Annotated in this window: 26 protein-coding genes and 1 tRNA gene; 10 read left to right on the top strand and 17 right to left on the bottom strand. The window is 65.3% G+C overall.

Annotated elements, in window-relative coordinates:
* Positions 1 to 19: 19 nt before the first annotated feature.
* Positions 20 to 949 carry an electron transfer flavoprotein subunit alpha/FixB family protein gene (locus RSE14_RS09485; RefSeq protein ID WP_324073088.1) on the bottom strand — a complete coding sequence of 310 codons (930 nt, stop codon included), beginning with the start codon at positions 947 to 949 and terminating at the stop codon, positions 20 to 22.
* 36 nt (positions 950 to 985) lie between these two features.
* Positions 986 to 1732: an electron transfer flavoprotein subunit beta/FixA family protein gene (locus RSE14_RS09480; protein WP_324073085.1), complete on the bottom strand. Its 747-nt coding sequence runs from the start codon at positions 1730 to 1732 to the stop codon at positions 986 to 988.
* A gap of 214 nt (positions 1733 to 1946) precedes the next feature.
* Here RSE14_RS09480 and RSE14_RS09475 point away from each other — a divergent pair, with 214 nt between their 5' ends.
* Positions 1947 to 2468, top strand: a complete 522-nt coding sequence (locus RSE14_RS09475; RefSeq protein ID WP_324073083.1) for a DUF6265 family protein — start codon at positions 1947 to 1949, stop codon at positions 2466 to 2468.
* Between the two features lie 12 nt (positions 2469 to 2480).
* Here RSE14_RS09475 and RSE14_RS09470 read toward each other — a convergent pair whose 3' ends face one another.
* Both RSE14_RS09470 and sucC read right to left on the bottom strand, forming a co-directional pair.
* Positions 2481 to 3182, bottom strand: a complete 702-nt coding sequence (locus tag RSE14_RS09470; protein WP_324073081.1) for a hypothetical protein — start codon at positions 3180 to 3182, stop codon at positions 2481 to 2483.
* Positions 3179 to 4378, bottom strand: a complete 1200-nt coding sequence (gene sucC / locus RSE14_RS09465) for an ADP-forming succinate--CoA ligase subunit beta (RefSeq protein ID WP_324073079.1) — start codon at positions 4376 to 4378, stop codon at positions 3179 to 3181. Before sucC ends, RSE14_RS09470 begins: the two co-directional genes overlap by 4 nt.
* A 114-nt stretch (positions 4379 to 4492) precedes the next feature.
* Here sucC and RSE14_RS09460 point away from each other — a divergent pair, with 114 nt between their 5' ends.
* Positions 4493 to 5269, top strand: a complete 777-nt coding sequence (locus RSE14_RS09460) for a 3'(2'),5'-bisphosphate nucleotidase CysQ (RefSeq protein ID WP_324073076.1) — start codon at positions 4493 to 4495, stop codon at positions 5267 to 5269.
* 153 nt (positions 5270 to 5422) lie between these two features.
* Here RSE14_RS09460 and RSE14_RS09455 read toward each other — a convergent pair whose 3' ends face one another.
* Positions 5423 to 6118 carry a YiaD family glycine zipper/OmpA-like lipoprotein gene (locus tag RSE14_RS09455; RefSeq protein WP_324073074.1) on the bottom strand — a complete coding sequence of 232 codons (696 nt, stop codon included), beginning with the start codon at positions 6116 to 6118 and terminating at the stop codon, positions 5423 to 5425.
* 179 nt (positions 6119 to 6297) lie between these two features.
* Here RSE14_RS09455 and RSE14_RS09450 point away from each other — a divergent pair, with 179 nt between their 5' ends.
* On the top strand, positions 6298 to 7605 hold the full coding sequence (locus RSE14_RS09450; RefSeq protein ID WP_324073072.1) for a hemolysin family protein: 1308 nt from the start codon (positions 6298 to 6300) through the stop codon (positions 7603 to 7605).
* Between the two features lie 153 nt (positions 7606 to 7758).
* Here RSE14_RS09450 and RSE14_RS09445 read toward each other — a convergent pair whose 3' ends face one another.
* The 9 genes from RSE14_RS09445 to RSE14_RS09405 are packed head-to-tail and all read right to left on the bottom strand — an operon-like array spanning position 7759 to position 15518.
* Positions 7759 to 8172: a DUF3035 domain-containing protein gene (locus RSE14_RS09445; protein ID WP_324073070.1), complete on the bottom strand. Its 414-nt coding sequence runs from the start codon at positions 8170 to 8172 to the stop codon at positions 7759 to 7761.
* A complete protein-coding gene (lspA, locus tag RSE14_RS09440; protein WP_324073069.1) occupies positions 8165 to 8701 on the bottom strand; it encodes a signal peptidase II in 537 nt (178 codons plus the stop codon). Before lspA ends, RSE14_RS09445 begins: the two co-directional genes overlap by 8 nt.
* Positions 8698 to 11652: an isoleucine--tRNA ligase gene (locus tag RSE14_RS09435; RefSeq protein ID WP_324073066.1), complete on the bottom strand. Its 2955-nt coding sequence runs from the start codon at positions 11650 to 11652 to the stop codon at positions 8698 to 8700. The genes lspA and RSE14_RS09435 overlap by 4 nt, the downstream gene beginning before the upstream one ends.
* The gene (locus RSE14_RS09430) at positions 11645 to 12586 is read right to left on the bottom strand and encodes a bifunctional riboflavin kinase/FAD synthetase (protein WP_324073064.1); all 942 of its coding nucleotides are present in this window, start codon (positions 12584 to 12586) and stop codon (positions 11645 to 11647) included. Before RSE14_RS09430 ends, RSE14_RS09435 begins: the two co-directional genes overlap by 8 nt.
* The gene (locus RSE14_RS09425; protein ID WP_324073061.1) at positions 12586 to 13083 is read right to left on the bottom strand and encodes a dihydrofolate reductase; all 498 of its coding nucleotides are present in this window, start codon (positions 13081 to 13083) and stop codon (positions 12586 to 12588) included. Before RSE14_RS09425 ends, RSE14_RS09430 begins: the two co-directional genes overlap by 1 nt.
* Before the next feature lie 8 nt (positions 13084 to 13091).
* On the bottom strand, positions 13092 to 14159 hold the full coding sequence (locus RSE14_RS09420) for a 5-(carboxyamino)imidazole ribonucleotide synthase (protein WP_324073059.1): 1068 nt from the start codon (positions 14157 to 14159) through the stop codon (positions 13092 to 13094).
* Positions 14159 to 14650, bottom strand: a complete 492-nt coding sequence (gene purE, locus RSE14_RS09415) for a 5-(carboxyamino)imidazole ribonucleotide mutase (protein WP_324076880.1) — start codon at positions 14648 to 14650, stop codon at positions 14159 to 14161. The genes RSE14_RS09420 and purE overlap by 1 nt, the downstream gene beginning before the upstream one ends.
* Positions 14650 to 15336, bottom strand: a complete 687-nt coding sequence (gpmA, locus tag RSE14_RS09410) for a 2,3-diphosphoglycerate-dependent phosphoglycerate mutase (RefSeq protein ID WP_324073057.1) — start codon at positions 15334 to 15336, stop codon at positions 14650 to 14652. The genes purE and gpmA overlap by 1 nt, the downstream gene beginning before the upstream one ends.
* A 32-nt stretch (positions 15337 to 15368) precedes the next feature.
* On the bottom strand, positions 15369 to 15518 hold the full coding sequence (locus tag RSE14_RS09405; protein WP_324073055.1) for a hypothetical protein: 150 nt from the start codon (positions 15516 to 15518) through the stop codon (positions 15369 to 15371).
* Positions 15519 to 15641: 123 nt separating this feature from the next.
* On the opposite strand from RSE14_RS09405, the gene RSE14_RS09400 reads away from it, so the two are divergent.
* The 7 genes from RSE14_RS09400 (at position 15642) to RSE14_RS09370 (ending at position 22500) form a co-directional block, all read left to right on the top strand.
* Positions 15642 to 15716: transfer RNA gene (locus tag RSE14_RS09400), tRNA-Thr, on the top strand.
* Positions 15717 to 16181: 465 nt separating this feature from the next.
* A complete protein-coding gene (locus RSE14_RS09395) occupies positions 16182 to 18950 on the top strand; it encodes a TonB-dependent receptor plug domain-containing protein (protein ID WP_324073053.1) in 2769 nt (922 codons plus the stop codon).
* A 185-nt stretch (positions 18951 to 19135) separates the two neighbouring features.
* Positions 19136 to 19900, top strand: a complete 765-nt coding sequence (locus tag RSE14_RS09390; protein ID WP_324073051.1) for an SDR family NAD(P)-dependent oxidoreductase — start codon at positions 19136 to 19138, stop codon at positions 19898 to 19900.
* A 29-nt stretch (positions 19901 to 19929) separates the two neighbouring features.
* Positions 19930 to 20898, top strand: coding sequence for a thiamine pyrophosphate-dependent dehydrogenase E1 component subunit alpha (locus RSE14_RS09385; RefSeq protein ID WP_324073049.1), 969 nt, complete (start codon positions 19930 to 19932; stop codon positions 20896 to 20898).
* Complete coding sequence (locus RSE14_RS09380) at positions 20898 to 21884, top strand: alpha-ketoacid dehydrogenase subunit beta (protein ID WP_324073047.1); 987 nt, start codon at positions 20898 to 20900, stop codon at positions 21882 to 21884. The genes RSE14_RS09385 and RSE14_RS09380 overlap by 1 nt, the downstream gene beginning before the upstream one ends.
* Positions 21884 to 22117, top strand: coding sequence for a biotin/lipoyl-containing protein (locus tag RSE14_RS09375; RefSeq protein WP_017665057.1), 234 nt, complete (start codon positions 21884 to 21886; stop codon positions 22115 to 22117). Before RSE14_RS09380 ends, RSE14_RS09375 begins: the two co-directional genes overlap by 1 nt.
* Complete coding sequence (locus RSE14_RS09370; RefSeq protein WP_324073039.1) at positions 22114 to 22500, top strand: nuclear transport factor 2 family protein; 387 nt, start codon at positions 22114 to 22116, stop codon at positions 22498 to 22500. The genes RSE14_RS09375 and RSE14_RS09370 overlap by 4 nt, the downstream gene beginning before the upstream one ends.
* A 587-nt stretch (positions 22501 to 23087) precedes the next feature.
* Here RSE14_RS09370 and RSE14_RS09365 read toward each other — a convergent pair.
* The 3 genes from RSE14_RS09365 to RSE14_RS09355 form a co-directional block, all read right to left on the bottom strand.
* Entirely contained in the window at positions 23088 to 24002 is a 915-nt protein-coding gene (locus RSE14_RS09365; protein WP_324073038.1) for an SDR family oxidoreductase, read from the bottom strand.
* Between the two features lie 156 nt (positions 24003 to 24158).
* Positions 24159 to 25367, bottom strand: a complete 1209-nt coding sequence (locus RSE14_RS09360) for an acyl-CoA dehydrogenase family protein (RefSeq protein ID WP_324073036.1) — start codon at positions 25365 to 25367, stop codon at positions 24159 to 24161.
* A 52-nt stretch (positions 25368 to 25419) separates the two neighbouring features.
* Complete coding sequence (locus tag RSE14_RS09355) at positions 25420 to 26175, bottom strand: ThuA domain-containing protein (protein WP_324073034.1); 756 nt, start codon at positions 26173 to 26175, stop codon at positions 25420 to 25422.

The following is a 26175-nucleotide window of genomic DNA, read 5'->3' as shown; positions in this document are numbered from 1 at the left end:
CTTTAGAGCAGCAGGTGGCTTACAGCGCGCCGGTCAGCTCCGGCACGGCGGCGTAGAGATCTGCGACGAGGCCGATATCCGCGACCTGGAAGATCGGGGCGTCTTCGTCCTTGTTGATGGCGATGATGACCTTCGAGTCCTTCATCCCCGCAAGGTGCTGGATCGCGCCCGAGATGCCGACCGCGATATAGACTTCTGGCGCGACGATCTTGCCGGTCTGGCCGACCTGATAGTCGTTGGGGACATAGCCCGCATCGACCGCCGCACGGCTCGCACCGATCGCGGCGCCGAGCTTGTCGGCGAGCGGGGTGATGGTCGCTTCGAAGGTTTCCGCGTCCTTCAGCGCACGGCCGCCCGAGACGATGATCTTCGCGCTGGTCAGTTCCGGACGCTCGCTCTTGGCGATTTCCGAGCTGACGAAGCTCGACGTGCCGGCATCACCCGAACCGCTCACGGCTTCGACAGCGGCCGAACCGCCTTCGGTCGCGGCCTTTTCGAAGGCGGTGCCGCGCACGGTGATCACCAGCTTGGCATCGGTCGATTCGACCGTGGCGATGGCATTGCCGGCGTAGATCGGGCGGGTGAAGGTCTTGGGGCCTTCGACCGACAGGATCTCGCTGACCTGCATCACATCGAGGTGTGCGGCAACGCGCGGGGCGACGTTCTTGCCCTGCGTGGTGGCAGCGGCGAGGAAGGCATCGTAGCCCGCCATCAGGCCGGCAGCCAGCGGGGCCACGTTTTCCGCGAGGCCGTTGGCGTAGGCGGCATCATCGGCCACCAGCACCTTGGCCACGCCGGCGATCTTGGCCGCCGCATCGGCAACCGCGCCGCAGCCATGGCCGGCAACCAGCAGGTGGACTTCGCCAAGCTTGGCGGCAGCGGTGACGACCGCGAGGGTCGCGTCATTCACCTTGGTGTTGTCATGTTCGACGAGAACGAGCGTGTTCATCTGACAATCCTTCTAATTGGGAACGGCGGGGCGCGCTTACGCGATGCCCAGCGCCTTGACCTTCTCGACCAGCGCGGCCACGTCGGCGACCTTTTCGCCCGCCTGACGCACCGGCGGCTCGGCGACCTTGAGGGTCTTGAGACGCGGGGTCAGATCGACGCCGTAATCGGCAGCGGTCTTGGTCGCGAGCGGCTTCTGCTTGGCCTTCATGATGTTCGGCAGCGAGGCATAGCGCGGCTCGTTGAGGCGAAGGTCGGTGGTGACGATCGCGGGGAGCGCGAGCTTCACGGTCTGAAGACCGCCATCGACTTCGCGCTTCACCACCACGCTGTCGCCTTCGACGGCGACGGTGTTGGCGAAGGTGCCCTGCGGACGGCCCATCAGGGCTGCGAGCATCTGGCCGGTCTGGTTCGAATCGTCCGAAATCGACTGCTTGCCGAGGATCACGAGGCCCGGCTGCTCTTCGTCAGCAATGGCCTTGAGGATCTTGGCGACGGCCAGCGGCTCGACCTCTTCTTCGGTCTCGATCAGGATCGCACGGTCAGCACCCATGGCGAGCGCGGTGCGGAGCGTTTCCTGCGCCTTGGCCGGGCCGACGGAGACAGCGACGATCTCGGTAGCCGCGCCCTTTTCCTTGAGGCGGATGGCTTCCTCGACCGCGATCTCGTCGAACGGGTTCATGCTCATCTTGACGTTGGCAAGGTCAACGCCCGTGCCATCGGCCTTGACCCGCGGCTTGACGTTGTAATCGATCACCCGCTTCACGGGGACGAGGATCTTCATGGGGCTTGTCCTTCCTCTCAAAGAATCACGTGACGCCTGACGACGCCTTGGTCGCCCGCCTAGCTAGCGTTTACGTAAACGTCAAGCAGCCGACGCGCGGTGGGTTTGTCGTTTTCCCTTGCTTTGCACCACTCGCAGGTCAAGCCTTCAATTCGTGAGTGCCGGGGCGCGGGGCCCGGCGAAGATACGGCGTATATCGGGGAGGGATGCGGCGATGATGGCAAAGGTTTGGATAGCGGCGCTGGCGCTGGTCGCGGCGGGGCCGCTGGCGGCGCAGGAAACCAGCCTGTCCGAGGAGGGCAAGCCTCCACCTGCCGCCACGATTGCGCAGGCCGAATGGCTGGTCGGCGCGTGGAGCGGGAGCGGCATCAATGGCGCCGAGGCGCACGAAAGCTGGCTTGCCGCCTCGGGCGACACGATGGTCGGCAGCTTCGTGCAGGAAACCGCCGCGGGCGGCATCATGTTCACCGAGCACATGTATCTGATGGAGCAGGACGGCAGCCTCGTGGTGAAGCTCAAGCACTTCAACCCCGATCTCACCGGGTGGGAGGACAAGGACGGGATGGTCACCTTCCGCCTCGTCCATGCCGAGCCTTGCGCGCTCTATTTCAACGCGCTGACCTATCGCTGCGCCGAGGATGGCGGCATGGTGGTGGCGGTGCGGATGAAGAGCCCCAAGCCCGAGCCGCAGGAACTGGTGTTCCGGTTCCGCCGGGTCTCTGCCCCCGCCAAATGACGGGCGGCGCGCCTATTTGGCGCGCTTCGCGGCGACCGTTTCGGCAAAGATCGCAAGGTTCGCGTCAGCCGAATCCTTCACCGCCGCCGCCATCTCTGCCGATGCAGGGCGGACGTGCGGCAGGGGCGTGTCGTTCTTGCGGCGGAAGACTTGCGGCTTGCCCTTGATGGCGGGCCATTGCTGGAGCCAGAAGTCCATCACCAACCGGTCTCCTCCGGCAATCGCCGAGGCGATCAGCCCGCCGCCGATGCCATATTGCTCGTAAGGCGCGTTGGGATTGGGGAAAATCGCATACATGTTGGCCAGCACCAGATCGCCGTAGCACGCGCCGGTGCCGGGCGTGAGGCGCGTGGTGATCGACTTGATCGGGGTTTTGTCCATGTCGATCACCTCCGAATGGCGGGTGATCGTGACGCTGGCGGCGCCCGGGAACAGTGCCTTGAGCGGCTCATCGCCCAGCGCTTCGACGCGCTTCACGGGGGTGAAGATATTCACCGTCGAAGTGGGGTCGGCCAGCTGCTCGGGCGTGGGCGGCGTGTAGCGCACCATCATGTTCGACTTGGGCACGAAATTGGGCCGGCCGAGCGCCCAGACGTGCAGTTCGCAGGCCATCCCTGCGAAAGCGGGGGTCGCCGCAGGGGCTTGCGCGGCTGCGGGCACGGATAGACCGATGCCCGCCGCCAGCGCCGCCAGTGCGCCGACCCGCCGGATCACGCGGCCTTCTTCACTTCCGCGACAATCTTCTGCGCCGCATCGCCGAGGTTGTCGGCTGGCACGATCGCGAGGCCCGAATTGGCGAGGATTGCCTTGCCTTCGGCCACGTTGGTGCCTTCAAGACGCACGACCAGCGGAACCTGAAGGTTCACGTCCTTGGCCGCCTGGACGATGCCGTTGGCGATCACGTCGCACTTCATGATTCCGCCGAAGATGTTGACGAGGATGCCCTCGACCGCCGGGTCCTTGAGGATGATCTTGAAGGCCGCGGTCACCTTCTCGGTGGTGGCGCCGCCGCCCACGTCGAGGAAGTTCGCGGGGAAGGCGCCGTTGAGCTTGATGATGTCCATCGTCGCCATGGCGAGGCCTGCGCCATTGACCATGCAGCCGATGTTGCCGTCGAGCTTGATGTAGGCGAGGTCATATTCGGACGCTTCGACTTCCGCCGGGTCTTCCTCGGTCTCGTCGCGCAGGGCTTCGATGTCGGGGTGGCGATAGAGCGCGTTGCCGTCGAAGCTCATCTTGGCGTCGAGCACCAGCAGCTTGCCGTCTTCGCTTTCCACCAGCGGGTTGATTTCGAGCATCTCGCAATCGGTGGCGAGGAAGGCGTCATAAAGCTGCTTGGCGAGCTTCTGCGCCTGCTTGTTGAGATCGCCCGTCAGCTTCAGCGCGAAGGCCACGGCGCGGCCGTGGTGCGGCTGGAAGCCCTGTGCGGGATCGACGCTGAAGGTGGTGATCAGTTCGGGCGTGTCATGCGCCACGGTCTCGATGTCCATCCCGCCCTCGGTCGAGACGACAAAGGCCACGCGGCCCGTCGCGCGGTCAACCAGCAGCGAGAGGTAGTATTCCTTGGCGATGTCGACGCCGTCGGTGATGTAGAGGCGGTTCACCTGCTTGCCCGCATCCCCCGTCTGGATGGTGACCAGCGTGTTGCCGAGCATTTCCTTGGCGTGGGCTTCCACTTCCTCAAGGCTCTTGGCGAGGCGCACGCCGCCCTTGGCGTCGGGGCCGAGTTCCTTGAACTTGCCCTTGCCGCGGCCACCGGCGTGGATCTGGGCCTTCACCACATAGAGCGGCCCGGGGAGCTTCTTGGCGGCTTCCACCGCTTCTTCGACGCTCAGCGCGGCATGGCCCGCCGGAACCGCGATCCCGTGCTTCGCGAGAAGTTCCTTGGCCTGATATTCATGGACATTCATGGCGTATCGATCCCTTTAATACGTATCCCTGGGGAGAGGTCGTCTCGCAGGCGGCCTAAGCACGGATCGTCCCTCTTGAAAAGTGGTCTGTGCAAGGCCAACACGGCTCCTCACATGATTGACAGGTCGCGTCTTGAAGCAATCGTCCGCGAGGCGGGCCGCATCGCGCACTCGCGCTGGCCGGGGGCGGGCCATGCGCTGACGAGCTGGGACAAGACCCCCGGCAATCCGGTAAGCGAGGCCGATCTCGAGGTCGACCGATTCCTCAAGCGCGAGCTGGGCGCGCTGCTGCCCTCGGCGGGCTGGCTGTCGGAGGAAACCGCCGACGACAAGGGGCGCACCACCAGCGATCTGATCTGGCTGGTCGATCCGATCGACGGCACCCGCGACTTCGTGGGCGGGCGCAGCGGATGGGCGGTTTCGGTCGCACTGGTGAGCGCCAACAAGCCGCTGATCGGGATGCTGGCGGCGCCTGCACGCGGCGAGGAATGGCTGGCAGTGGCGGGCCAGGGCGCCAGCCTCAACGGCCAGCCGATCCGCGCCAGCACCCGCGCCGAGTTTGCCGGCGCGCGCGTGCCGACCCACACCTTGCCCCGCGACGATCTCGATCTGGTCGCGGTCGAGCAGCCCAATTCGATTGCGCTCAGGATCGCGATGGTGGCCGATGACCGCGCCGATCTGGTGGCGACCTTGCGCTGGGGATACGAGTGGGACATCGCGGCGGCCACGCTGATCGCGCGCGAGGCCGGGGCGGAAGTCACCGATGCCTTCGGCGAGCCGCTGGCCTACAACAAGCACGATCCGCGCGACTTCGGGGTGCTGGTGTGCTCTCCCGCGATTCACGCCGCTGCCGTCGAACGGCTGGCCGAGCGCGCCAAGGCCCTGCGCTGAAACGCAAACGGGCCACCCCGCTGGGTGGCCCGCAAGGCCGAACGGCCGCCCGCAGCGACGCTGGCGCAGCCAGCATCAGCGAGGATTTCGCAGCCCGGATGGGCTGCGGAACACAAAAACGCGCAGCCCGCCGCTTGCCGTTCAGAACGGAACTTATCTCCCGCGCGCCTGGCTCACATCGTCCTGGCTCACCGGAATGATCTTGATCTCGACCCGGCGGTTGAGCGGTTCGTTCACGCCGTCGGCGGTCTTGACCCGGAGGTGATCATAGCTTTCGCCGAAGCCCTGCGTGGCGATGCGTGCCCGCGCCACACCGCGCGCGGCAAGGTAGTCGGCCACGGCCTGGGCGCGCTGTTCGGACAGGCGCTGGTTGGTGGCGGGCGAGCCGGTGGTATCGGTGAAGCCGTAAACGTCGATCAGGCTGTTGGGATACTTGATCAGGGTCTCGGCCACGCTGTTGAGCGTGTCGTAGAAGCCCGGGTTGATCGCAGCCGAACCGGTCGAGAAGGTCACGCCGTCGGGCAGGCGCACGAGGATCGCGTCCTGATCGCCGACTTCCTCGACATCGACGCCGCTGCCGGCGGTCTGTTCCTTCAGCTCGCGGATCTGGTCGTCATACTGCTTGCCGAGGATGGCGCCTGCCGAGCCGCCGATCCCTGCGCCGATGATGCGCCCGGTATCGCCTCCGATTGCGCCGCCGAGCAGGTAGCCCAGCGTGCCGCCGAGGCCCGTACCGATCGCGGTGCGCGAAATCTTCTTCTCGCCGGTGTTGGGGTCGGTGACGCAGGCGGTGGTTCCGAGCAGCGCCAGTGCAGCTGTGCCCGAGAGCAGAATACGTGAAAAAGCCATGATTTTTGCCTCCCTCAATCTCGTCCGGACAATGCCATACGCCGGGGGTGGCGACAAGAAAGCGTGTCCGCTTGGGAGGTGGCATTGGACCCTGCTTGATGACCCTGAGTTGAACAGTTTGCCCCCGGCACGAAAACGCGCGGCTGGCAGGGCCACGCTTTTGTGCTAGCGAACGGGACGTGACACCTTTTCCCTGGACCGACCTTGCGATCATCATCGCGCTGATCGTGCTCAACGGCGTCTTCGCCATGTCCGAGCTTGCGATCGTTTCTGCCAAGACCAGCGCTCTGGAAGCGCGGGCCGAAGCCGGATCGGCTGGCGCGCGCACGGCGATTGAACTCGCGGCGGACCCGGGCAAGTTCCTCTCGACCGTGCAGATCGGCATCACCCTGATCGGCATCATCGCCGGTGCCTATTCGGGCGCGAGCCTTGGCGGGCCGGTGGGAGAGCGGCTGGAGGTGCTGGGCCTGCCGGCGAAATATGCCGACGAAACCGGCTTTGCGGTGGTGATCGCCTTTACGACCTATTTCAGCCTGATCGTCGGTGAGCTGGTACCCAAGCAGCTGGCCCTGCGCGCCGCTGTGCCGGTGTCGCTGGTGATGGCCCGCCCGATGGCCTTCATGGCCCGCGCCGCCGCGCCGCTGGTGTGGTTGCTCGACAACAGCTCGGCGACGCTCATCGCATTGTTCGGCCTGCGCGAGCGGGGCGAGCATTCGGTCACGGCCGAGGAATTGCAGATGATCTTCGCCGAGGCGACGCGCTCGGGCGTGATCGAGGCCGATCAGCGCCAGCTGCTCACCGGCGTGGTGCGCCTTGCCGAACGTCCGGTGCGCGAGATGATGACCCCGCGCACCGAGGTCGACTGGATCGAGGCCGATGCCGACACCGCCGAAATCCGCCAGACGATCGAGGACAGCGTCCATTCGCTAATGCCCGTCGCCGACGGCTCGCCCGATACGATCCTCGGCGTTGTCAAGGTGCGCGAGGTGCTCGCCGCGATGGTCGCGGGCGAGACCGTGTCGATCCGCGCGATGATGCGCCGCGTCGAAGTGGTGCCCGATCAGCTCGACGCGATGGACGCGCTGCGGGTGCTGCAATCCTCCGAAGTCGCGATGGCGCTGGTGCATGACGAATATGGCCACTTCGAAGGGCTGGTCACCCCGGTCGATCTGCTCACCGCGATTGTCGGCACCTTCGTCAGCGATCAGGAAGAGGGCGATCTGCCGCAGGTGGTGGAGCGCGAGGACGGCTCGCTGCTGGTGGCAGGCTCGCTCTCGGCCGATGCGCTGGCAGACCGGCTGGGGCTCGACTACGGCGAGGACCGCGAATTCGGCACGGCTGCGGGTTACGTCCTGTCGGTGCTCAAGAAGCTGCCCGCCGAGGGCGAGCACTTCCACGCGCAGGGCTGGCGGTTCGAGGTGGTCGACATGGACGGCCGCCGGATCGACAAGCTGATCGTCAGCCGCGAGGAACAGGGCGGGGAGTAGTTTCCGCTATCGTTAGGGCACTGGAACCGGTCGCGAAGCGACCGCAAGCGCGAACGCGCGCCCGAGCTTATGCGAGGAAAGCCGAAGCGAAGCTGAACGAGCGAAGCGAGGACAACCGGACGGACGTCCGCCGCCCGGCGTTTGAGGGTCAAATCAAGAAGGTATAACGGTCGTGGCCGACTGGCCGTCGCCTTCCGGCGCGGCGATGATGTCGCGGGTGACGCGGCCCTTGGCGACGGTGTTGGTGCCGGTGTCGCCCACGGTGCTGCGGATGCTCGGCGCGGCGCTGCCGGCGCGGTCGATCACGCTCGCTTCGATCCGGCTGCGCTGCGCGGGGCCGCCGAACAGGGCTTCAAGCGCCTGATCCGAGGCGGTGCCTTCGGTCGGGCGCGGGGCACCCGGAGCGGGCGGGGTGAGCGTGAAATCGGGCGGCACCACCAGCGGAGCCTGACGCTGCACAGCGAACTCGTCCGGCCGGTCACGATTGAAAACACCGCCGGAGCCGCCGCACGCAGCCAGCATCACCGAGGTGCCGGCCAGCAGGATCACGGGTGCAAGTTTACGCATTGTCAGTCTCTCCACGGGACGCATCCCCGGTTTCGGTTTCTTCCTTGTCGCGCACGAACAGGCTGCGGGCAAGGATTATGACGACACCGATGGTAATCGCGGCATCGGCAATGTTGAAGATCAGGAAGGGACGGAATGTCCCGATGTGGAAGTCGGCATAGTCGATGACATAGCCCAGATCATAGCGATCACGGATATTGCCCACAGCCCCGCCAAGGATCAGCGCCAGGCCGAGGATTTCGCCCATCGCCTTCTCGCGCATCATCCACACCGCCACGACCAGCGCGATCACCGCCGTCATCGCCACCAGCAGCCAGCGGGTCTCCATGTCGGTCGCCTGCAGCATGCCGTGCGAGATGCCGCGGTTCTCGGTGTAGGTGAGATCGAAGAAGGGCAAAAGATCAATGTGCCCGACCTGACGCAGAGCCAAAGGCCCGATCACCCACCACTTCACCAGCTGGTCGATGCCGGCGATGACGGCCGCAAAGGCGAGCCCGATCAGGCGGTTGCGGGTGAACAGCTCGCTCATTCCGCGGCATCCAGCTGGGCGACGGCATCATCGCAGCGGCCACACAGCGAAGCCTCGTCTGCCACATCGGGCAGATGGCGCCAGCAGCGCGAGCACTTGTGGTGGGCGGTCTTGGTGACGATCACGCCATCGCCCTGCCCGCGCGTGACTGTCGCGGTGATGAACAGTTCGGCGAGCTGCTCGTCCGACACGCCTTCGGGCACCATGGCGGCGGGGACGACGACTTCAGCTTCGAGGCTGGAGCGGATGGTCTTGTCGCGCCGCAGCGGCTCGATCGCCTCGTTGACCGCATCGCGAAGCGCGCGCAGCTGCGTCCACCTGGCATTGTCGACGCGCACGCCCGGCACGCTCGGCCATTCGAGCAGGTGGACGCTCCCGCGCTGGCCGTCCTCGTCCTCTTCGCCATCCTCGGGATAGCGGCTCATCCACACTTCCTCGGCCGTGAACACCAGCACCGGTGCAGCATAGCGCACGAGGGCATGGAACAGCAGGTCGAGCACGGTGCGATAGGCGTTGCGCGTGACAGAGTCCGGCCCGTCGCAATAGAGCGCGTCCTTGCGGATATCGAAGAAGAAGGCCGAGAGGTCTTCGTTGCAGAAATCGACCAGCAGGCGGGTGTAGGCGTTGAAGTCGTAGGCTTCGGCGGCCGCCTTCAGCTTGCCGTCCAGCTCCGAAAGCAGCGCGAGGATATAAACCTCGAGCTCGGGCAGTTCGCCCGCATCGCTCATGTCGCCCACGAACCCGTCGAGCGCGCCGAGCAGGTAGCGGAAGGTGTTGCGCAGCTTGCGATACTGGTCGCCCACGCCCTTCAGGATCTCGTCGCCGATGCGGTGATCCTCGGTGAAGTCGACGCTCAATGCCCACAGCCGGATGATGTCCGCGCCGTAGGTCTCCATGACCTTGAGCGGATCGACCGTGTTGCCGAGGCTCTTCGACATCTTCTTGCCCTTGGCATCCATCGTGAAGCCGTGGGTGAGAACCTGATCATAAGGCGCGCGGCCACGGGTGGCGGCCGATTGCAGCAGCGAGGACTGGAACCAGCCGCGATGCTGGTCCGAGCCTTCGAGGTAGAGGTTGGCGGGCCATTGCAGGTCCGGCCAGCGCCCGCTTTCGAGCACGAAGGCATGTGTGCAGCCCGAATCGAACCACACGTCGAGAATGTCGGTGACCATCTCGAACTCTTGCGCGTCGTAGTCCGGGCCGAGGAACGCGGCCTTGTTGGCGCTGTTCCACGCGTCCATGCCTTCCGCATTCACCGCCGCCACGATGCGGGCGTTGACGGCAGGGTCCTGCAGGTAGGAGCCGTCAGGCCGGACGAACAAGGTGATCGGCACGCCCCAGGCGCGCTGGCGGCTCAGCACCCAGTCGGGCCGTCCTTCGACCATCGCGCCGATGCGGTTGCGGCCCTTTTCGGGGATGAACTGGACGCGGGCGATTTCGGCGATGGCCGTGTCGCGCAGCGTGGTGCCATCATCCAGCGCCCTATCCATCGGCACGAACCACTGCGGGGTGCAGCGGAAGATCACCTTGGCCTTGGAGCGCCACGAGTGGGGGTAGGAGTGCGCGTAATCGGCACTCGCGGCGAGCAGCGCGCCGGCTTCGCGCAGGTCCGAGCAGATCGGGCCATCGGGCGCGTTGAACTTGGGGTTGATGACACTCATGCGCCGCTCGTCCGCGCCGCCGAGCCAGCCCCAGTCGTCGCGGTATCGCCCGTCGTCCATCACCGCAAAGACGGGGTTGATGCCGTTGGCCTTGCAGAGGTCAAAGTCGTCCTCGCCGTGGTCGGGTGCCATGTGGACGAGGCCGGTGCCGCTGTCGGTGGTGACGAAGTCGCCGGGAAGCAGCGGGCGCGGGGTTGCGTAGAACCCGCCGAGATGGTGCATCGGGTGGCGGGCAAGGGTGCCGGCGAGGTCTGCGCCTTTGAAGCGGGACTCTACGACCAGTTCAAACTTCGCATCAGGCGAACCGTACCGACCCAAATCGAGTTGGTTCAGCATTCCGTTCACTCGAGCGACGAAGCTGCTGACCAATTCTGAAGCAATCAGCACCGGGCGGACAAAGAACTCATTGAATGTGGTTGACGTGACAATGCTCCGCATCGCCTCATCGGACACGTTCACGAATTCCGGCATGCCGAGAACGTATTCGATCGTAGGCCCGTAAGCGATCGCCTGATTGACCGGAATTGTCCACGGTGTCGTTGTCCAGATAACGGCAAAGGCACCGACCAGTGCCTCAACAGGACTCTCATCGATTTGGAACGCCACGTCGATCTGGGTCGAGGTGATGTCCTCGTATTCGACCTCCGCCTCGGCCAGCGCGGTCTGTTCGACCGGGGACCACATCACCGGCTTCGAGCCGCGATAGAGGTTCCCCGCCTCGGCCAGCTTCAAAAGCTCGGCGACGATCACCGCCTCGCTCTCCTTCTGCATGGTGAGGTAGGGGTGGTCCCAATCGCCCATGATGCCGAGGCGCTTCAGCTGCCCGCGCTGCGCATCGACCCACTTCTGGGCATAGGTGCGGCACTCGTCGCGGAAGGCCTTGACCGCCGCCTCGTCACGCCCCGCGCCGGTGAGGACGGGCTTGGCCTTCTTGTCCTTGCGATACTGCTCTTCGACCTTCCATTCGATGGGGAGGCCGTGGCAGTCCCAGCCGGGAACGTAAGGCGCATCGCGGCCCAGGAGGTTCTGGGTGCGGCAGACCATGTCCTTGAGGATGTGGTTCAACGCATGGCCGATATGCATGTCGCCATTGGCGTAGGGCGGGCCATCGTGGAGGATGAACTTCTCGCGCCCCCGGCGTGCCTTGCGCAGGGCATCGTAGAGGCCGATCGCTTCCCAGCGCGCGGCAATACCCGGCTCCTTCTGCGGAAGGCCGGCCTTCATGGGGAAATCGGTCTTCGGCAGGAAGACGGTGTCCCTGTAATCGCGCTGTGTCGTCTCTTCAGTCATCGGAGGAGGCGCTTAGAAGGCGCCGCGCCTCGGCGCAATCCTTGTCCATCTGTTCGATCAGCGCCTCGAGCGAATCGAACTTCGCCTCGCCGCGCAGGAAGTGGTGGAAGGCGACTTCGATTTCCTGCCCGTAGAGATCGCCGGAGAAGTCGAAGAAGTAGGGCTCGAGCAGCTCCTTGGGCGGTTCGAACTGCGGGCGGATGCCGATATTGGCCGCGCCGTGGAGCACCTGTCCGGTCGCGAGCAAGCGGCCGGTGACGGCGTAGATGCCGTATTTGGGGCGCAGGTAGTTGTCGATCGTGACGTTGGCGGTGGGATAGCCGATGGTGCGCCCGCGCTTGTCGCCATGTTCGACGATGCCGCGAATCGCGAAGGGCCGGGTGAGCAGGCGCGCGGCCAGCTGCGGATCGCCGTCGCGCAGCGCCTGCCGGATGCGGCTGGAGGAGACGACCTCCTCGCCCGCCGTCACCGCCTCGACCACGCGCGATTGCAGGCCCCGCTCGCCGCCGAAGGTGCGCAGCAGATCGACATTTCCTCGCGCGCCCTTGCCGAAGGTGAAATCGCCGCCGGTCACCACGCCATGCGCGCCGAAGCGGTCGATCAGGATGGATTGGATGAAGTCCTCGGCGCTGGTTCCGGCCAGCTCGGCGTCGAAGTGGAACACCAGCATCGCGGTCGCGCCAGCCGCCAGATAGAGCTCCTGCCGCTGTTCGAGCGTCGTCAGCCGGAAGGGCGGCACATCGGGCTTGAAGAAGCGCACCGGATGCGGATCGAATGTGGCGATGATCGAAGGGCGGCCTTCTGCCTTGGCCCAGGCGATTGCCTCGCCCGCAACGGCCTGATGCCCGCGATGGAACCCGTCGAAATTGCCGAGCGCGATCACCGCGCCGCGCAGCGCTTCGGGGATCGGACGGCGGTGATCGAGCCAGCGCATCAGGCGGCGGCCTTGCGGTAAGTGATGAAGGAGAAGGCGGGCGTGTCGCCAGTCGCCGCGTGATCTTCCCGCGCCGTTTCGGCCCAGCCTTCGTCCGGTGCGGGCATGAAGGTGTCGCCTTCGTAATCCGCGTGGATCTGGGTCAGCTCGATGCGGTGGGCGAGCGGCCAGAACAGGCCGTAGATCGCCGCCCCGCCGATCACCGCGATTTCGCCGCTGTCGTTCGCCGCGCTCGCCAGCGCCAGCGCTTCCGCGATGGATCCGGCAGGCTCGGCCCCTTCGCCCAGTCCCTCGCCCCGCGTCAGCACGATATGGCGACGGCCCGGCAAGAGGCCCGGCAGGCTGTCGAAGGTCTTGCGGCCCATGATCATCGGCTTGCCAAGCGTCAGAGCCTTGAAGTGCCGGAGATCGGCGGGCAGCCGCCATGGCAGATCGCCCTCGCGCCCGATCGCACCATTGGCGGCACGGGCATAGATCAGGACGATTTCCGGCGTCATTTCGGCGCTCACTTCAGCGCGGGGCCGACGCGGGTCACGTGGCCCATCTTGCGCCCTTCACGCGCCTCGCGCTTGCCGTAGAGGTGCAGGTGCGGCTCGCCCGGTTCGGCGAGGATCGTGTGCGCGGTCAGCGCATCCGCGCCGACGATGTTGCGCATGTCGATGCTGGCAAAGCGCGTCGCCGTGGCGCCGAGCGGCAGGCCGGTGATGGCGCGGATGTGGTTTTCGAACTGGCTGGTGGCCGCGCCCTCGATGGTCCAGTGGCCCGAATTGTGGACGCGCGGCGCCATTTCGTTGAACACTGGCCCGTCCTTGGTCGCGAAGAATTCGAGCGTCAGCACCCCGACATAGCCGAGCGCAGCAGCGGTCTTCGCGGCAAGCTCGCGCGCGGCGGGCACCTGCTCTTCGATCAGCGCACCGGCGGGCAGCACCGATTGGGCGAGCATTCCGCCTTCGTGGTGGTTGGCAGTCGAATCCCAGAACCGCACCTCGCCGCTCGCCGAGCGCACGAGGATCACCGAGAACTCGGTCTCGAATTCGACGAGGCCCTCATAGATGCAGGTGCGCCCCGGAAAGCGCAGGCCGTGGGCTTCGTGGGCCGAGGGGATGCGCCACTGGCCCTTGCCGTCATAGCCGTCGCGCGCGGTCTTGAGGATGCCCGGCGTGCCGACCGCATCGAAGGCGCGGGCGAAATCGTCCTCGCTCTCGACCCGCGCAAACGGGGCCGATGTGCCGCCAAGTTCAGCGATGAAGCGCTTTTCGCCCAGCCGGTCCTGCGCCACTTCGAGCGCGCGGGCAGGGCAGGCGAGCAGTGTCTGCGGGATCGCGGCGACCGTGCTCAGCGGCACGTTCTCGAATTCCCAGGTGACCACATCGCACTTGGTGGCAAAGGCGGTCAGCGCAGCGCGATCACCCCAGCCGTTCTCGAAGAAATCGGCGCAGGCATCGGCGGCGACATTGTCGCCCGGCGGGGCATAGGCGATGCAGCGATAGCCGAGCTGCATGGCGGCCATGGCCATCATCCGGCCCAGCTGGCCGCCGCCCAGAATGCCGATGGTGGAGCCGGGCGCGAGCATCAGTCTTGCGGCGTTTCGGTTACGGCCGCGCTCTTGGCGGCGCGCCAGTCCTGCAGGCGTTCGGACAGGTCCTTGTCGCCGAGGGCGAGGATCGACGCGGCGAGCAAGCCGGCATTCTTCGCCCCCGCCTCGCCGATCGCCAGTGTGCCGACGGGAATGCCGCCGGGCATCTGCACGATCGAGAGCAGGCTATCCATGCCCGACAGCGCCTTGGACTGCACCGGCACGCCGAGCACCGGCAGGTGGGTCATGCTGGCAATCATGCCGGGCAGATGCGCTGCGCCGCCAGCGCCCGCAATGATGACATCGAAGCCTTCGCCTTCCGCGCCCTTGGCGAAAGCGACCATCCGGTCGGGCGTGCGATGGGCCGAGACGATCCGCGCCTCATAGGGCACTTCCAGCTCGTCGAGCACCTCGGCGGCGGCCTTCATGGTCGGCCAGTCGGACTGGCTGCCCATCACGATCGCGACGCGTCCCCCGGTCACTTCCATCATGCGTCCTTCAGGTAATAGCGGGCCCCTGTCACCGCGCTGCCGTCAAAGTCATAGATGATCGGCTGGCCGGTGGGAATCTCGAGGTCGGTGATGTCCGCGTCGGAAATGCCCGAGAGGTGCTTCACCAGCGCGCGCAGGGAATTGCCGTGAGCGGCGATGATCACGGTCTCGCCGCTGGCCAGCACGGGAAGGATGGTGCTTTCCCAATAGGGCAGCACGCGCTCAATGGTGAGCTTGAGGCTCTCGGTGTTGGGGATCGCGATCCCGGCGTAGCGCGGGTCCGAAGCAAGATCGAACTCGCTCCCGGCCTCAAGCACCGGGGGCGGAATGTCGAAGCTGCGGCGCCAGATCTTGACCTGGTCGTCGCCGTGCCGGGCCGCGGTCTCGGCCTTGTCGAGCCCGGTGAGCCCGCCATAGTGCCGCTCGTTGAGACGCCAGTCCTTGGTTTCCGGGATCCAAAGGCGGCCCGCAGCCTCCAGCGCCAGATGCAGCGTCTTGATCGCGCGGGTCTGGAGCGAAGTGAAGGCATAGGTCGGCAGCACGCCCTTGGCCTTGAGCAACTCGCCCGCAGCGGTGGCCTCGGCCACGCCTTGCGCGGTCAGGTCGACATCCCACCAGCCGGTGAAGCGGTTTTCGAGATTCCACTGGCTCTGGCCGTGGCGGACGAGGATGAGCTTGGGCATTGTGGCTCCGTCACTGTCGGGAGCGGCGTTCGTTAGCTATCGTCAGCGCGATTGGGAAGCGATTCCGTCGCCTCCGAATCACCGAGCGCCCGTGCCTGCGCCTTCCGCCGACGCAGGTTCTCGCGCAGCTTTGCCGCGAGCCGCTCTTCTCGTGACATATTCTTGCGAAGGTCTTCACGCATGCGAAACGCCTTGCAGATATAGCGCCCCCTCATCAAGCCTTGCGCTCATGTAGCGAAGCGATAGCGCAACAAGAGCGTTGACATTGCCCCAAGGCGCGACAATAGGGCGCGCCTGTTTCCGGCGCTGCTGTAGCTCAGTGGTAGAGCGCACCCTTGGTAAGGGTGAGGTCGGGAGTTCAATCCTCCCCAGCAGCACCAGAGCCCATAGAGGGCCAAAGATCGCGCCGCAGCGCGTCCATCGCACCGCCGGAACACCATTCTCCATTCAGCCCGCCCGCGCCCGTCCGATCGTGGCTTGCCCAGCCATGCATTGGCAGACCCTGTCCCTGCAGCACTGTGGCAGATTGACGACAGCCTCGCGAATTGTTGCCCGAATTGCGGGGTAGCAAGCGTTTCGGCGTTGACCGGGGGGCGTTCTCGGGTAACTTTGTTACCAGCACGCAAGGCGCACCGGGATCGCGCCATGCCGCAAATAAGCGCGATGTGCGGGCGGGATTTTGCCCCCGACAACATCGAGACACCATTCCAGGAGGGGGAATCGCAGTGTCCATTGCCGCAGAGGCGGCGGCGGGCACTTGCAAATCCTGCGCCCAGTGCGTCTCGCCACACTCGGCGGGGTTGCAGGGCGCGGGCATCGTTGAGTCCATCAGGGGAAAGCAAAAAATGCGAAAGATCTATCACGTCCTCCACTCCGGCTCGCCCGTTGCCACCGCTGCCGTGCTTATGGCTGCGTCGCTGGCCGCGGCACCGGCACAGGCCGCTGAAGCTGCTGGCGAGGGCGATGCCGACGCCGCCAACGTCGCCGTGACCAGCATCGCGCCGCTCGCGATGCTGCAGCAGGCCGCCGCCGAAGCGGCCGAAGACAGCGACAATGTGCTGATCGTCACCGGCACCCGCGCTGCCAACCGCACCGTGGCCGAAAGCCCGGTTCCGATCGACGTGATCTCGGCCGAGCAGCTGCGCCAGTCGGGCCTCACCGAAACGGCGCGCCTGCTGCGTGACCTCGTGCCCTCGCTGAACTTCCCGCAGCCCTCGATCACCGATGGCACCGACGCGATCCGCCCGGCAACCTTGCGCGGCCTCGGCCCGGACCAGACGCTGGTCCTGATCAATGGCAAGCGGCGTCACGGTGCGGCGCTGCTCAACCTCAACGGCTCGGTCGGGCGTGGCAGCACGGCAGTCGATATCAACCAGATTCCCGCATCCTCGGTCGGCCGGATCGAAGTGCTGCGTGACGGCGCGGCGGCCCAGTACGGTTCGGACGCCATCGCCGGTGTCATCAACTTCCAGCTCAACAACGCCCGCAGCGGGGGCCGCCTTTTCGTCAATTACGGCGGGTTCAACACCCGCATTGCCGGCGTCAAGGAAGTGACCGGGGTCAACGGGACTGCCGGAGCGGTGCCGACCCTCACCCCCGATGGCGTGCTCCAGCTCAACAACACCGGCCGCGATCTCAAGGTGACCGATGGCGAGGTGCTGACCGTTTCGGGCAACATCGGCCTGCCGCTCGGGCCCGAAGGCTTCATCAACATCACGGCCGAATATCGCGACCGCAACGACACCAATCGTGGCGGCTACGATCCGCGCCGCAACTATTCGCAGAGCGGCGCGCTTGATCCGCGCGAACTGACGCTCGATCGCCGCTACCACCGCTATGGCGATCCCAAGACCGAGGACCTCAACATCGTCGTCAACATGGGCATGCCGCTCGACGATCAGGTCTCGTTCTACGCCTTCGGCAGCTTCGGCACCCGCGAGGCGGAATCCGCCGGCTTCTATCGCCGCGCGGCCGACAACCGCAACGTGCTGGCGATCTATCCCGACGGCTTCCTGCCGCTGATCAACACCGACACGCAGGATTTCTCCATCGTCGGCGGGCTCGAGGGCGACTTCGGCGGCTGGAAGTGGGACCTTTCGATGTCCTATGGTGACAACGAGACGGAGTTCTTCATCACCGACACGCTCAATGCGTCGCTCGGCGCTGCGAGCAAGACCGAATTCGACGCCGGTGCGATCGCCTACAGCCAGCTGATGGCCAACCTCGATATCAGCCGCGAAATCGAAATCAGCGGCATTGACCGCCTCACGCTTTCGCTCGGGACCGAGTGGCGGCGCGAGGAATATCAGCTCACCGAAGGCGAGCCCGACAGCTATCGTGCCGGGCCGGTGCGGGTGGGCACCAACAACTCCTTCATCACCGGGGCGGGCGCCACGGCCTTTGCCGCCCCCGGCAGCCAGGTGTTCCCGGGCTTCCAGCCCTCCATCGGCGGGGTCGATGTCACCTTGCCGAACTCGCGCGAGAACGTCTCGCTCTATGCCGAACTCGATGCCGACATCACCTCGGGCTGGAACATCCAGGCGGCCGGCCGCTTCGAGGACTATTCGGACTTCGGTTCGACCATCAACGGCAAGATCGCCAGCCGGCTCGAGCTGGTCGACGGGCTTGCCCTGCGCGGCGCGGTGTCGACCGGTTTCCGTGCGCCCTCGCTCCAGCAGCAGTTCTTCGCCGCTGCGGCCACCAACAATATCGGCGGCGTGCTGGTCGATGCGGTGACCTTGCCGGTGAATAACCCGGTGGCGATTGCCCTGGGCGCGACCCCGCTCAAGGCCGAAAAGTCCGTGTCGTGGTCGGCGGGTGCCGTGTTCAATCGGGTGGCGGGCCTCAATATCACCTTCGATTACTACCAGATCGACATCGATGACCGCATCGTGCTGACCGATAACCTCTCGGCCTCCCGCGATGCGGCGGGCGTGCCGAACGGCAGCAATCCGGGCCTGGGGATCGCGCAGATCCTGAATGCCGCGGGCTTCACCAACATCTCGGCCGCGCGGTTCTTCTTCAACGGCATCGATACCCGCACCAAGGGCTTCGATGCGATTGCGACCTACCGCACCGGGCTTGGCGATTTCGGCTCGCTGTCGCTGATGGCCGGCTACAACTGGAACGACATCGATATCACCGGCCGCCGCACCAACCCGGGCAACCTTGCCCAGGTGCCGGGGATCGATCTGTTCGGCCGTCTCGAATCGCTGCGGATCGAGCGTGGCCAGCCGCGTGACCGCATCAATCTGGGCGCCGACTGGGAGTGGAACTGGCTGAGCACGACCCTGCGCACCAACCGCTTCGGCGAGGTGTTCTCGGCCGGTGCGACGCCGATCAACGACGTGTTGCTCGCGCCGCGCTGGATCACCGATCTCGAATTCCGCATCCGCCCGCAGGAAGGCTTTGCCAACCAGCTGGAGCTTGCCTTCGGGGCCAACAACCTGTTCGATCAGTATCCCTCGGTAAACCCGGTCGGGCGGACGATCGATCCGGTGACCGGCAATCCGGCCAACCTTTCGGTCAACAACTACTTCCTGCCGTTCTCGTCCTTCTCGCCTTTCGGCTTCAACGGACGCTTCTTCTACGGCCGGGTCAGCTTCATTTTCTGAGGCTTCCGACCTGAACCAATCGCGCGGGCGGTGCGGGGTGGCTTCGGCTACCGCGTGCCGCCCGCGGCATTTCAGGGCTGCCGATGCCGCAACCAAACGCCAACCCCGTCAAAATTGACGATACGCCCCGCTCCCCCACTCGGCTATCCCCTCGGGTCTGCACGAACAAGCCGGGGAGAGGCGCTATGGATCTGGGATTGAAGGGCAAGAAGGTCATCATGAACGGCGGGGCCCATGGCCTTGGCCTGCAATCGCTCAAGCTGTTCGCGGCCGAGGGCGCTGACGTCGCCTTCTTCAGCCGCAAGGAAGACAAGATCGCCGCTGCCGTCGCCGAAATCGACGCTGCCGGGCCGGGCAAGGTGTTCGCCGAAGTCTTCGACATGGCGAGCGGCACCGAGGCCTATCAGGCGTGGCTGGAGAAAGCCGTCAAGGAACTGGGCGGCTGCGACATCTTCGTCCACACCGCGAGCGCATCGGGCACCGGCGGTGCGGGCGACTGGCAGGCCTGCCTCGACATGGATCTGAAGGGCGCGGCCTTCGCGGTCGAGACGCTCACGCCCTACCTCGAAGCTTCGGGCACCGGCTCGATCGTGATGCTCTCGTCCACCGCGGCGCTGGAAACCTTCATCGCGCCCAACCCCTTCAACGCGATCAAGGCCGCGCTGATCACCTATGCCTCGCAGCTCAGCCAGGCCTATGCCGCCAAGGGCATCCGCGTGAACACCGTGTCGCCCGGCGCAATCTACTACAAGGGCGGCAACTGGGAGATCATCGAGGAGCACATGAAGCCGCTCTATGATGCGACCCTCGCCAAGATGCCGATGGGCCGCTTTGGCGAGCCGGTGGAAGTGGCCAAGGCGATCGTCTTCGTCGCCAGCCCCGCGGTGCCCTACATGACCGGCACGAACGTTGTCGTCGATGGCGGGTTCACCCAGCGGGTGCAGTTCTAAGTCCTCCCTTCTCCAAAAGGTTGAAACACATGGCGCAAATCGACCGCGACAAGCTGCTCGACATCTACACCCGCACGATGAAGGTGAACCGCACCGACGAGAAGTTCCGCGAACTGCTCATGGGCGGCAAGGTCGCGGTGATGTATTACTGCGTGCGCGGGCAGGAGCTGGTCTCGGCGGCGGCCATGGCGGCGCTGGAGAAGGACGATTACGTCGTCTGCACCTATCGCGGGCAGGGCGAGCAGACCGCCAAGGGCATCCCGATGGAGAAGTGGTGGGGCGAATGCCTCGGCAAGGCGACCGGCACCTGCAAGGGCAAGGGCGGCACCATGCACATCACCGACCCGGAGACCGGGATCATGGTCACCACCGGCGTGGTCGGCTCCGGCCTGCCGATTGCCAACGGCCTTGCCATGGCGAGCCAGAACAATGGCGACGGGCGCGTCACCCTCGTGAGCTTCGGTGACGGGGCGGCCAATATCGGCGGCTTCCACGAAGCGATGAACATGGCCCAGCTCTACAAGCTGCCGGTCATCTTCCTGTGCCAGAACAACCGCTATGGCGAGCACACCGCCTATGCCGATCATACCGACAGCCCCAACATCGCCAGCCGCGCGGCGGGTTACGGGATGCCGGGCGTGACGGTTGACGGCAATGACGTCCACCAGATCTATCCCGCGATGCAGGAAGCCGTCGCCCGCGCCCGTGCTGGTGAGGGGCCGACGCTGGTGGAAGCCATGTGCTACCGCATGATGGGCCACTTCTTCGGTTCGGACTTCAGCTACATGCCGCCCGAGCACATCGCCGAAATGAAGGCCGAGGATCCGCTGCCCAAGCTCAGGCAGGTGATGCTCGACTACCAATTCACCGAGGAGGAGCTCGACGCGATCGTTGCCGACATCGACGCGCAGATCAACGCTGCGGTCGAACACGCGCTCGCCGCGCCGCTGCCGGATACCGACGAAATCTACAAGGACGTGCTGGAGGAGACCGCCTGATGGCCCAGATCACCATGACCCAGGCGCTGAACCTCGCAATCGACGAGGCGATGGCCGAAGATCCGGGCGTGTTCTGCCTTGGCGAAGACGTTTCCGCCAAGCAGGGCGGCGGGGTGTTCAAGGTCACTTCCGGCCTGACCGAGAAGTATGGCGAACACCGCATCCGCGCGACGCCGATCTCGGAAACCGCGATCATCGGCGCGGCGGTGGGCGCCGCGCTCGCTGGCCAGCGCCCGATTGCCGAGATCATGCTGATGAACTTCGTCGGCGTGTGCATGGACCAGATCGTCAACCACGCGGCCAAGCTGCGCTTCATGTCGGGCGGGCAGACCCCGTGCCCGATGGTGATCCGCACCACCACCGGCGTTGGCGTCGGCTTTGGCGGCCAGCACTCGGACATGCTCGAAGCGTGGTTCGCCCACGTCGCGGGCATCCATGTCGTCACCCCGTCGAACCCGGCTGATGCGCGCGGGCTGATGCGCGCCTCGATCGACGCGAACGACCCGGTGATCTTCATCGAGAACATCCTGTGCTACGGCCTCAAGGCCGAGGATCCGGGCCCGGGCTACCGCGTCCCGCTCGGCAAGGCGGCCATCGCCCGCGAAGGCACTGACATCTCGATCATCACCTATGGCCGCACCGTGCTCGATGCGCTGGACGTGGCCGAGACCCTCGCCAAGGAAGGCATCAGCGTCGAGGTCGTCGATCTGCGCACCATCGCTCCCTACGACGAGGCGACGGTGCTGGCATCGGTCCGCAAGACCGGCCGCGCGCTGACCCTGCACGAAGCCGTGCGCCCCTTCGGCACCGGCGCGGAAATCGCCGCCAACATCCAGGAAAAGTGCTGGGACGTGCTGAAAGGCCCCGTCCGGCGCGTGGGCGGTACCTTCTCCGCCGTGCCCTTCGCTTCGCACCTCGAACAGGCGTGGATCCCGAACAAGGGCCAGATCATCGAGCAGATCAAAGCAAGCATGGGCAAGCTCTAATGGCATCCGAAATCCGCATCCCCAAGCTCGGCATGAGCGCTGTTGAAATGACCCTCGTCGAATGGATGTTCGGCGATGGCGAGCGCGTGGAGAAGGGCGACATCATCTACACTGTCGAGACCGACAAGAGCACCACCGAGATCGAGGCCCAGGCCAGCGGGATCATCCATCCCACCGGCGAGGAAGGCGCGGTCTACAAGGTCGGCGATCTCATTGGCACCATTGAGGAATGAGCGCACCTAGGGAAATGCTGGCGCGGGTTTATGCCACCGCCGGCACGCGCGACTGGGCGGCGGTTGAGGCGCTGATCCACCCCGACTTCGTGCTCTACGAGGCGAATTCGCTCCCCTTTGCGGGCGAGTGGCGGGGCAAGGACGCGCTGCAACGCTGCGCGGCGGCGATGTACGGCACCTGGGCCGACACCAAGCTCGAAATCCTCGATTGCACCGGGGGCGATACCCACGCGGTGATGGTGATCCGGCTGACGATGCATCCCAAGGACGGCAGCGAGCCCTTCACCCAGACGATCTGCGAAGCCGCCACGTTCGAGGACGGGCTCTTGCGGACCTTGCGCATCCACTATTTCGACGCAGCGGAGATCGCGGCGCGGGCGTGAGCCCGAACGTGAGGGGCCGCTTTCGGGCAACTCTGGCGGGCCGGTGAATGACAGAAATTGGGTGGAAAGCTGCCGCTCAATCAACAGGCAGGTAATGGCTTCCCAGCCTCGAATTCAGCCCACCCACGATGTCCGCCATCTGAGATTCTGAGAGAATAACGAACGCCCTCCGATAACGGCTTAGGAGGCTGCGGCACCTCCCACCCCGAAATCTGCTGGCCATAAGCGATGATTTTTCGAGGTGTCCTCTTGTCGAAGTCGTCATACGTAAGGCCCGTCGCCCACACCACCGCCTCTTCGTAGGATCGGCTGTCAGCAACCCTGACATAGAGTTCGTCGGGACGAGGTTGATAGTCGCGAAGCCAACCGTCGATTGGAACTATCTTAAAGCCAATGGTGTCGCCGAGTTGGCAAGCTCCGACCTCGAAGCTCTCAATCGTGCAACTGCTCAGCGACGCAGCCGCGAGCAATGGAAGCAACGCAGAAGATAAGCGGACCACCCCGCTATCTTACAAAGAAGCTGCACTTCCGCAATGGGGTCGCTAGCCGAATGGCAGGTTCTGGCCCGAAACCGCTGATAGCGGACCTTAGCCCGTGGTCCGCTCCGCCTTGTCCTTGCTGTTGGTGCCCTTGATCATCGCGCGCATCTGATCCCACTCGGCATCGCCCAGCGCGTGGAGCAGCGGGTAGAAGGTGCCGCCATTGGCCTGGAAGCCCGCGCCGTCGATCGCGATGGTCTGGCCGTTCACATATTCCGCGCCCGGCCCCATCAGGAACACCGCGAGGTTGGCGAGTTCGTGCATCTCGCCCGCGCGGCCCATCGGGTTGAGGTCGTTCTTCGAATTGCCGCCCTGCCCGCCGGGTGAGAGGCGCGCGCTCATGCCCTTGGTCGGGAAGAGGCCCGGGGCGATGGCGTTGAAGCGCAGGCCGTAGCGGCCCCATTCGGTCGCCAGGCTCTGGGTCATGGCGTTGATTGCGGTCTTGCTCATGGCGCTCGGCACCACGAAGGCGCTGCCCGACCACACCCAGGTGGTGAGGATCGAAAGGAAGCTCGCGCGCTTCTTCTCGGCGATCAGGCGCTTGCCGATGTCGAGCGTGACGTAGAAGGTGCCGCGCATCACGATGTCGGCGATGGCGTTGAAGCCGTTCACCGAAAGGTCTTCGGTGCGGCTGATGAAGTTGCCCGCGGCATTGTTGACCACGCCGGTCAGCGCCCCGCCATCGGCCCAGATCGCATCCACCATGGCGTGGATCGCGTCCGCGTCGCGGATGTCGCAGGCCATCCCGACAATCTTGCCGCCCGAAGCCTCTGAATGCAGCGCCGTCAGTTCGGCGGCGGTTTCATCCAGCTTGTTCTGCCGCCGGCCGCAGATGTAGACTGTCGCGCCGAGCTTGAGGAAGGCCTCGGCCATCTCGCGCCCGAGGCCAGTGCCGCCACCGGTGACAAGGATCCGCTCGCCCGCCATCAGGCCGTCGCGGAACATCAGCTTGGATACGTCCATTTCTTGCGTCCTCTTTGCGCGTCATTGCGAGCCTAGCGGAAGTGCAGCTGGCCGGAGGCCTACCAATCCATGGACTGCCGTTTCGCCGACTCGTAAAGTCAGTTCATGGATTGCCGCGCCGCCTGCGGCGGCTCGCAATGACGAAGTGCCGGGGTTTCAGAGCCCCAGCACGGTCTTGGCGATGATGTTCTTCTGGACCTCGTCCGAGCCGCCGAAAATCGTCGAGGCGCGGTTGTTGAGGTACTTGCCCATCGCGGTCTGGGCATATTCGCTGCCCACCGGCTCAGGCGCTTCATTGCCGTAGAGCGGGCGTTCGAGCGGCAGTTGCAGGGCATCCGGGCCGAGCAGCTCCAGACGCAGCACATCGACCTGCTGGCCGATATTCGAGCCGAGCAGCTTGACCAACGAGGTCTGCGGGCCGGGCGCGCGGCCCTTGGCGAGTTCGGCAAGGATGCGCAGTTCGGTCACTTCCAACGCCTCGGCCTCCAGCCGCACTCGGGCAAGCCGGTCACGGAAGCGCGCATCATGCGCAATCGCGCCGTTGACGCCCGAAGGCTGGGTCTGCGCGAGCTGTTCGAGCCGGTCGATCGACTGGAGCAGACGCGGGGCATAGCACGATCCGCCGCGCTCGTTTTCGAGCAGGAACTTGGCGATGGTCCAGCCTGCGCCTTCATCACCGATGCGGTTCTCGACGGAAGTGCGGGCATCGGTGAAGAACACCGCGTTGACCTCGTGATCGCCCGACATCGAATAGATCGGGGTCACTTCCACGCCCGGCTGATCCATCGGCACGAGGAGGAAGCTGATCCCCTGCTGCTTCTTGACGGTCGCATCGGTGCGCACCAGCGCGAAGATCCAGTCCGCGTGGTGGGCGTGGGTGGTCCAGATCTTGGAGCCGTTGATGATGTACTCGTCACCCTCAAGCCGCGCGGCCGTTTTCAGGCTGGCGAGGTCGGAGCCCGAACCGGGCTCGGAATAGCCCTGGCACCAGTAATCATCGCCCGAAAGGATGCCGGGCAGGAAGCGCGCCTTCTGCTCCGGAGTGCCGAAGTGGCAGATCACCGGACCGACCAGCCGCAACCCGAGGATCGCGAGCGCGGGCGCGCCGGCGAGCGCACATTCCTTTTCGAAGATGAACTTCTGCGTCGGGGTCCAGCCGGTACCGCCGTCTTCCTTGGGCCAGTGCGGCGCGACCCAGCCCTGACGATAGAGGATGCGGTGCCATTCCATCCCGATATCGGGCTCGACGAACACGCCCGGCGTGCGGCGCGCACCATCGCGCAGCCGATCGGGAAGATTGTCCTTGAGGAAGGCCCGCACCTCTTCGCGGAAGGCCAGATCCTCTGGGGAGAAGTCCATATCCATGTCGTATCGATCCCGTTCGTCGCAGTCAGTCCGTGGCCTCAGGCCCAGTTTCTCAGGCGCCGTCTCTCATGGCCCAGCGGATGGTGCGCCGCAGCAGGTCATAATAAACGTCGTAGTTCCACGCGCAGTTTTCCCTGTGCGGGTAGAAATCGGTCATGCCGGGCAGGTCATAATGCCCGCGGCAATGGCCCAATGCGTTGTATACGATCTGACCCGCGCCGATATCCCTCGTATAAACGATAGGAACCGTAGTCTTGTCCCACTGGCTGTGGGTGAAGCCGGTCGCCTCGCCTTCGAAAGTGGTCTGCATCAGTGTGTCGATCGGGGCGGTGGTCTTGGAGAGGTAAAGCTCGTCCACCACTTCGAAGTCTTCGATGCCGCGAGTGAGTTCGTGGTCCTTGTTCACCACTTCGACCGGGAACTTGCCGATCGGTGGGTGGGCGACGAACTGCGTGCCGAGCATCTCCATCACGTCGGGGCGATCATCGGGCGCATCGACGAGGCCCTCGGCGGTGAAGACGAGGATCGAGTTGGTGCCGTGCAGCGCCATCCACTTGCCGCCCTTGGCGACCCATGCCTTCAATTGCGCGGCCTGTTCCTCGGTCGGCATCAGATCGCAGGTATAGGTGATGAGGAAGCGGCACTGGTCGAGCCGCTCCAGCCCCGAATAATCCGCCGCCACGGTGGTGCGGATATGCGGGTGTTCGGCCAGCAGCTTGAGGATCTCGAGCCGCGGAAAGTCGATATCGTGATACTTGCCCGCGGCGATGAAATGCGCGTCGATCCGGGTGGCGGGTTGCTGGCTCAT

It is taken from the genome of Erythrobacter sp. (genome assembly GCF_035194505.1).
GTDB lineage: Bacteria > Pseudomonadota > Alphaproteobacteria > Sphingomonadales > Sphingomonadaceae > Erythrobacter.
The sequence above is the reverse complement of the archived record's forward strand: the minus strand, read 5'-3'. Positions and strand labels throughout refer to the sequence as shown.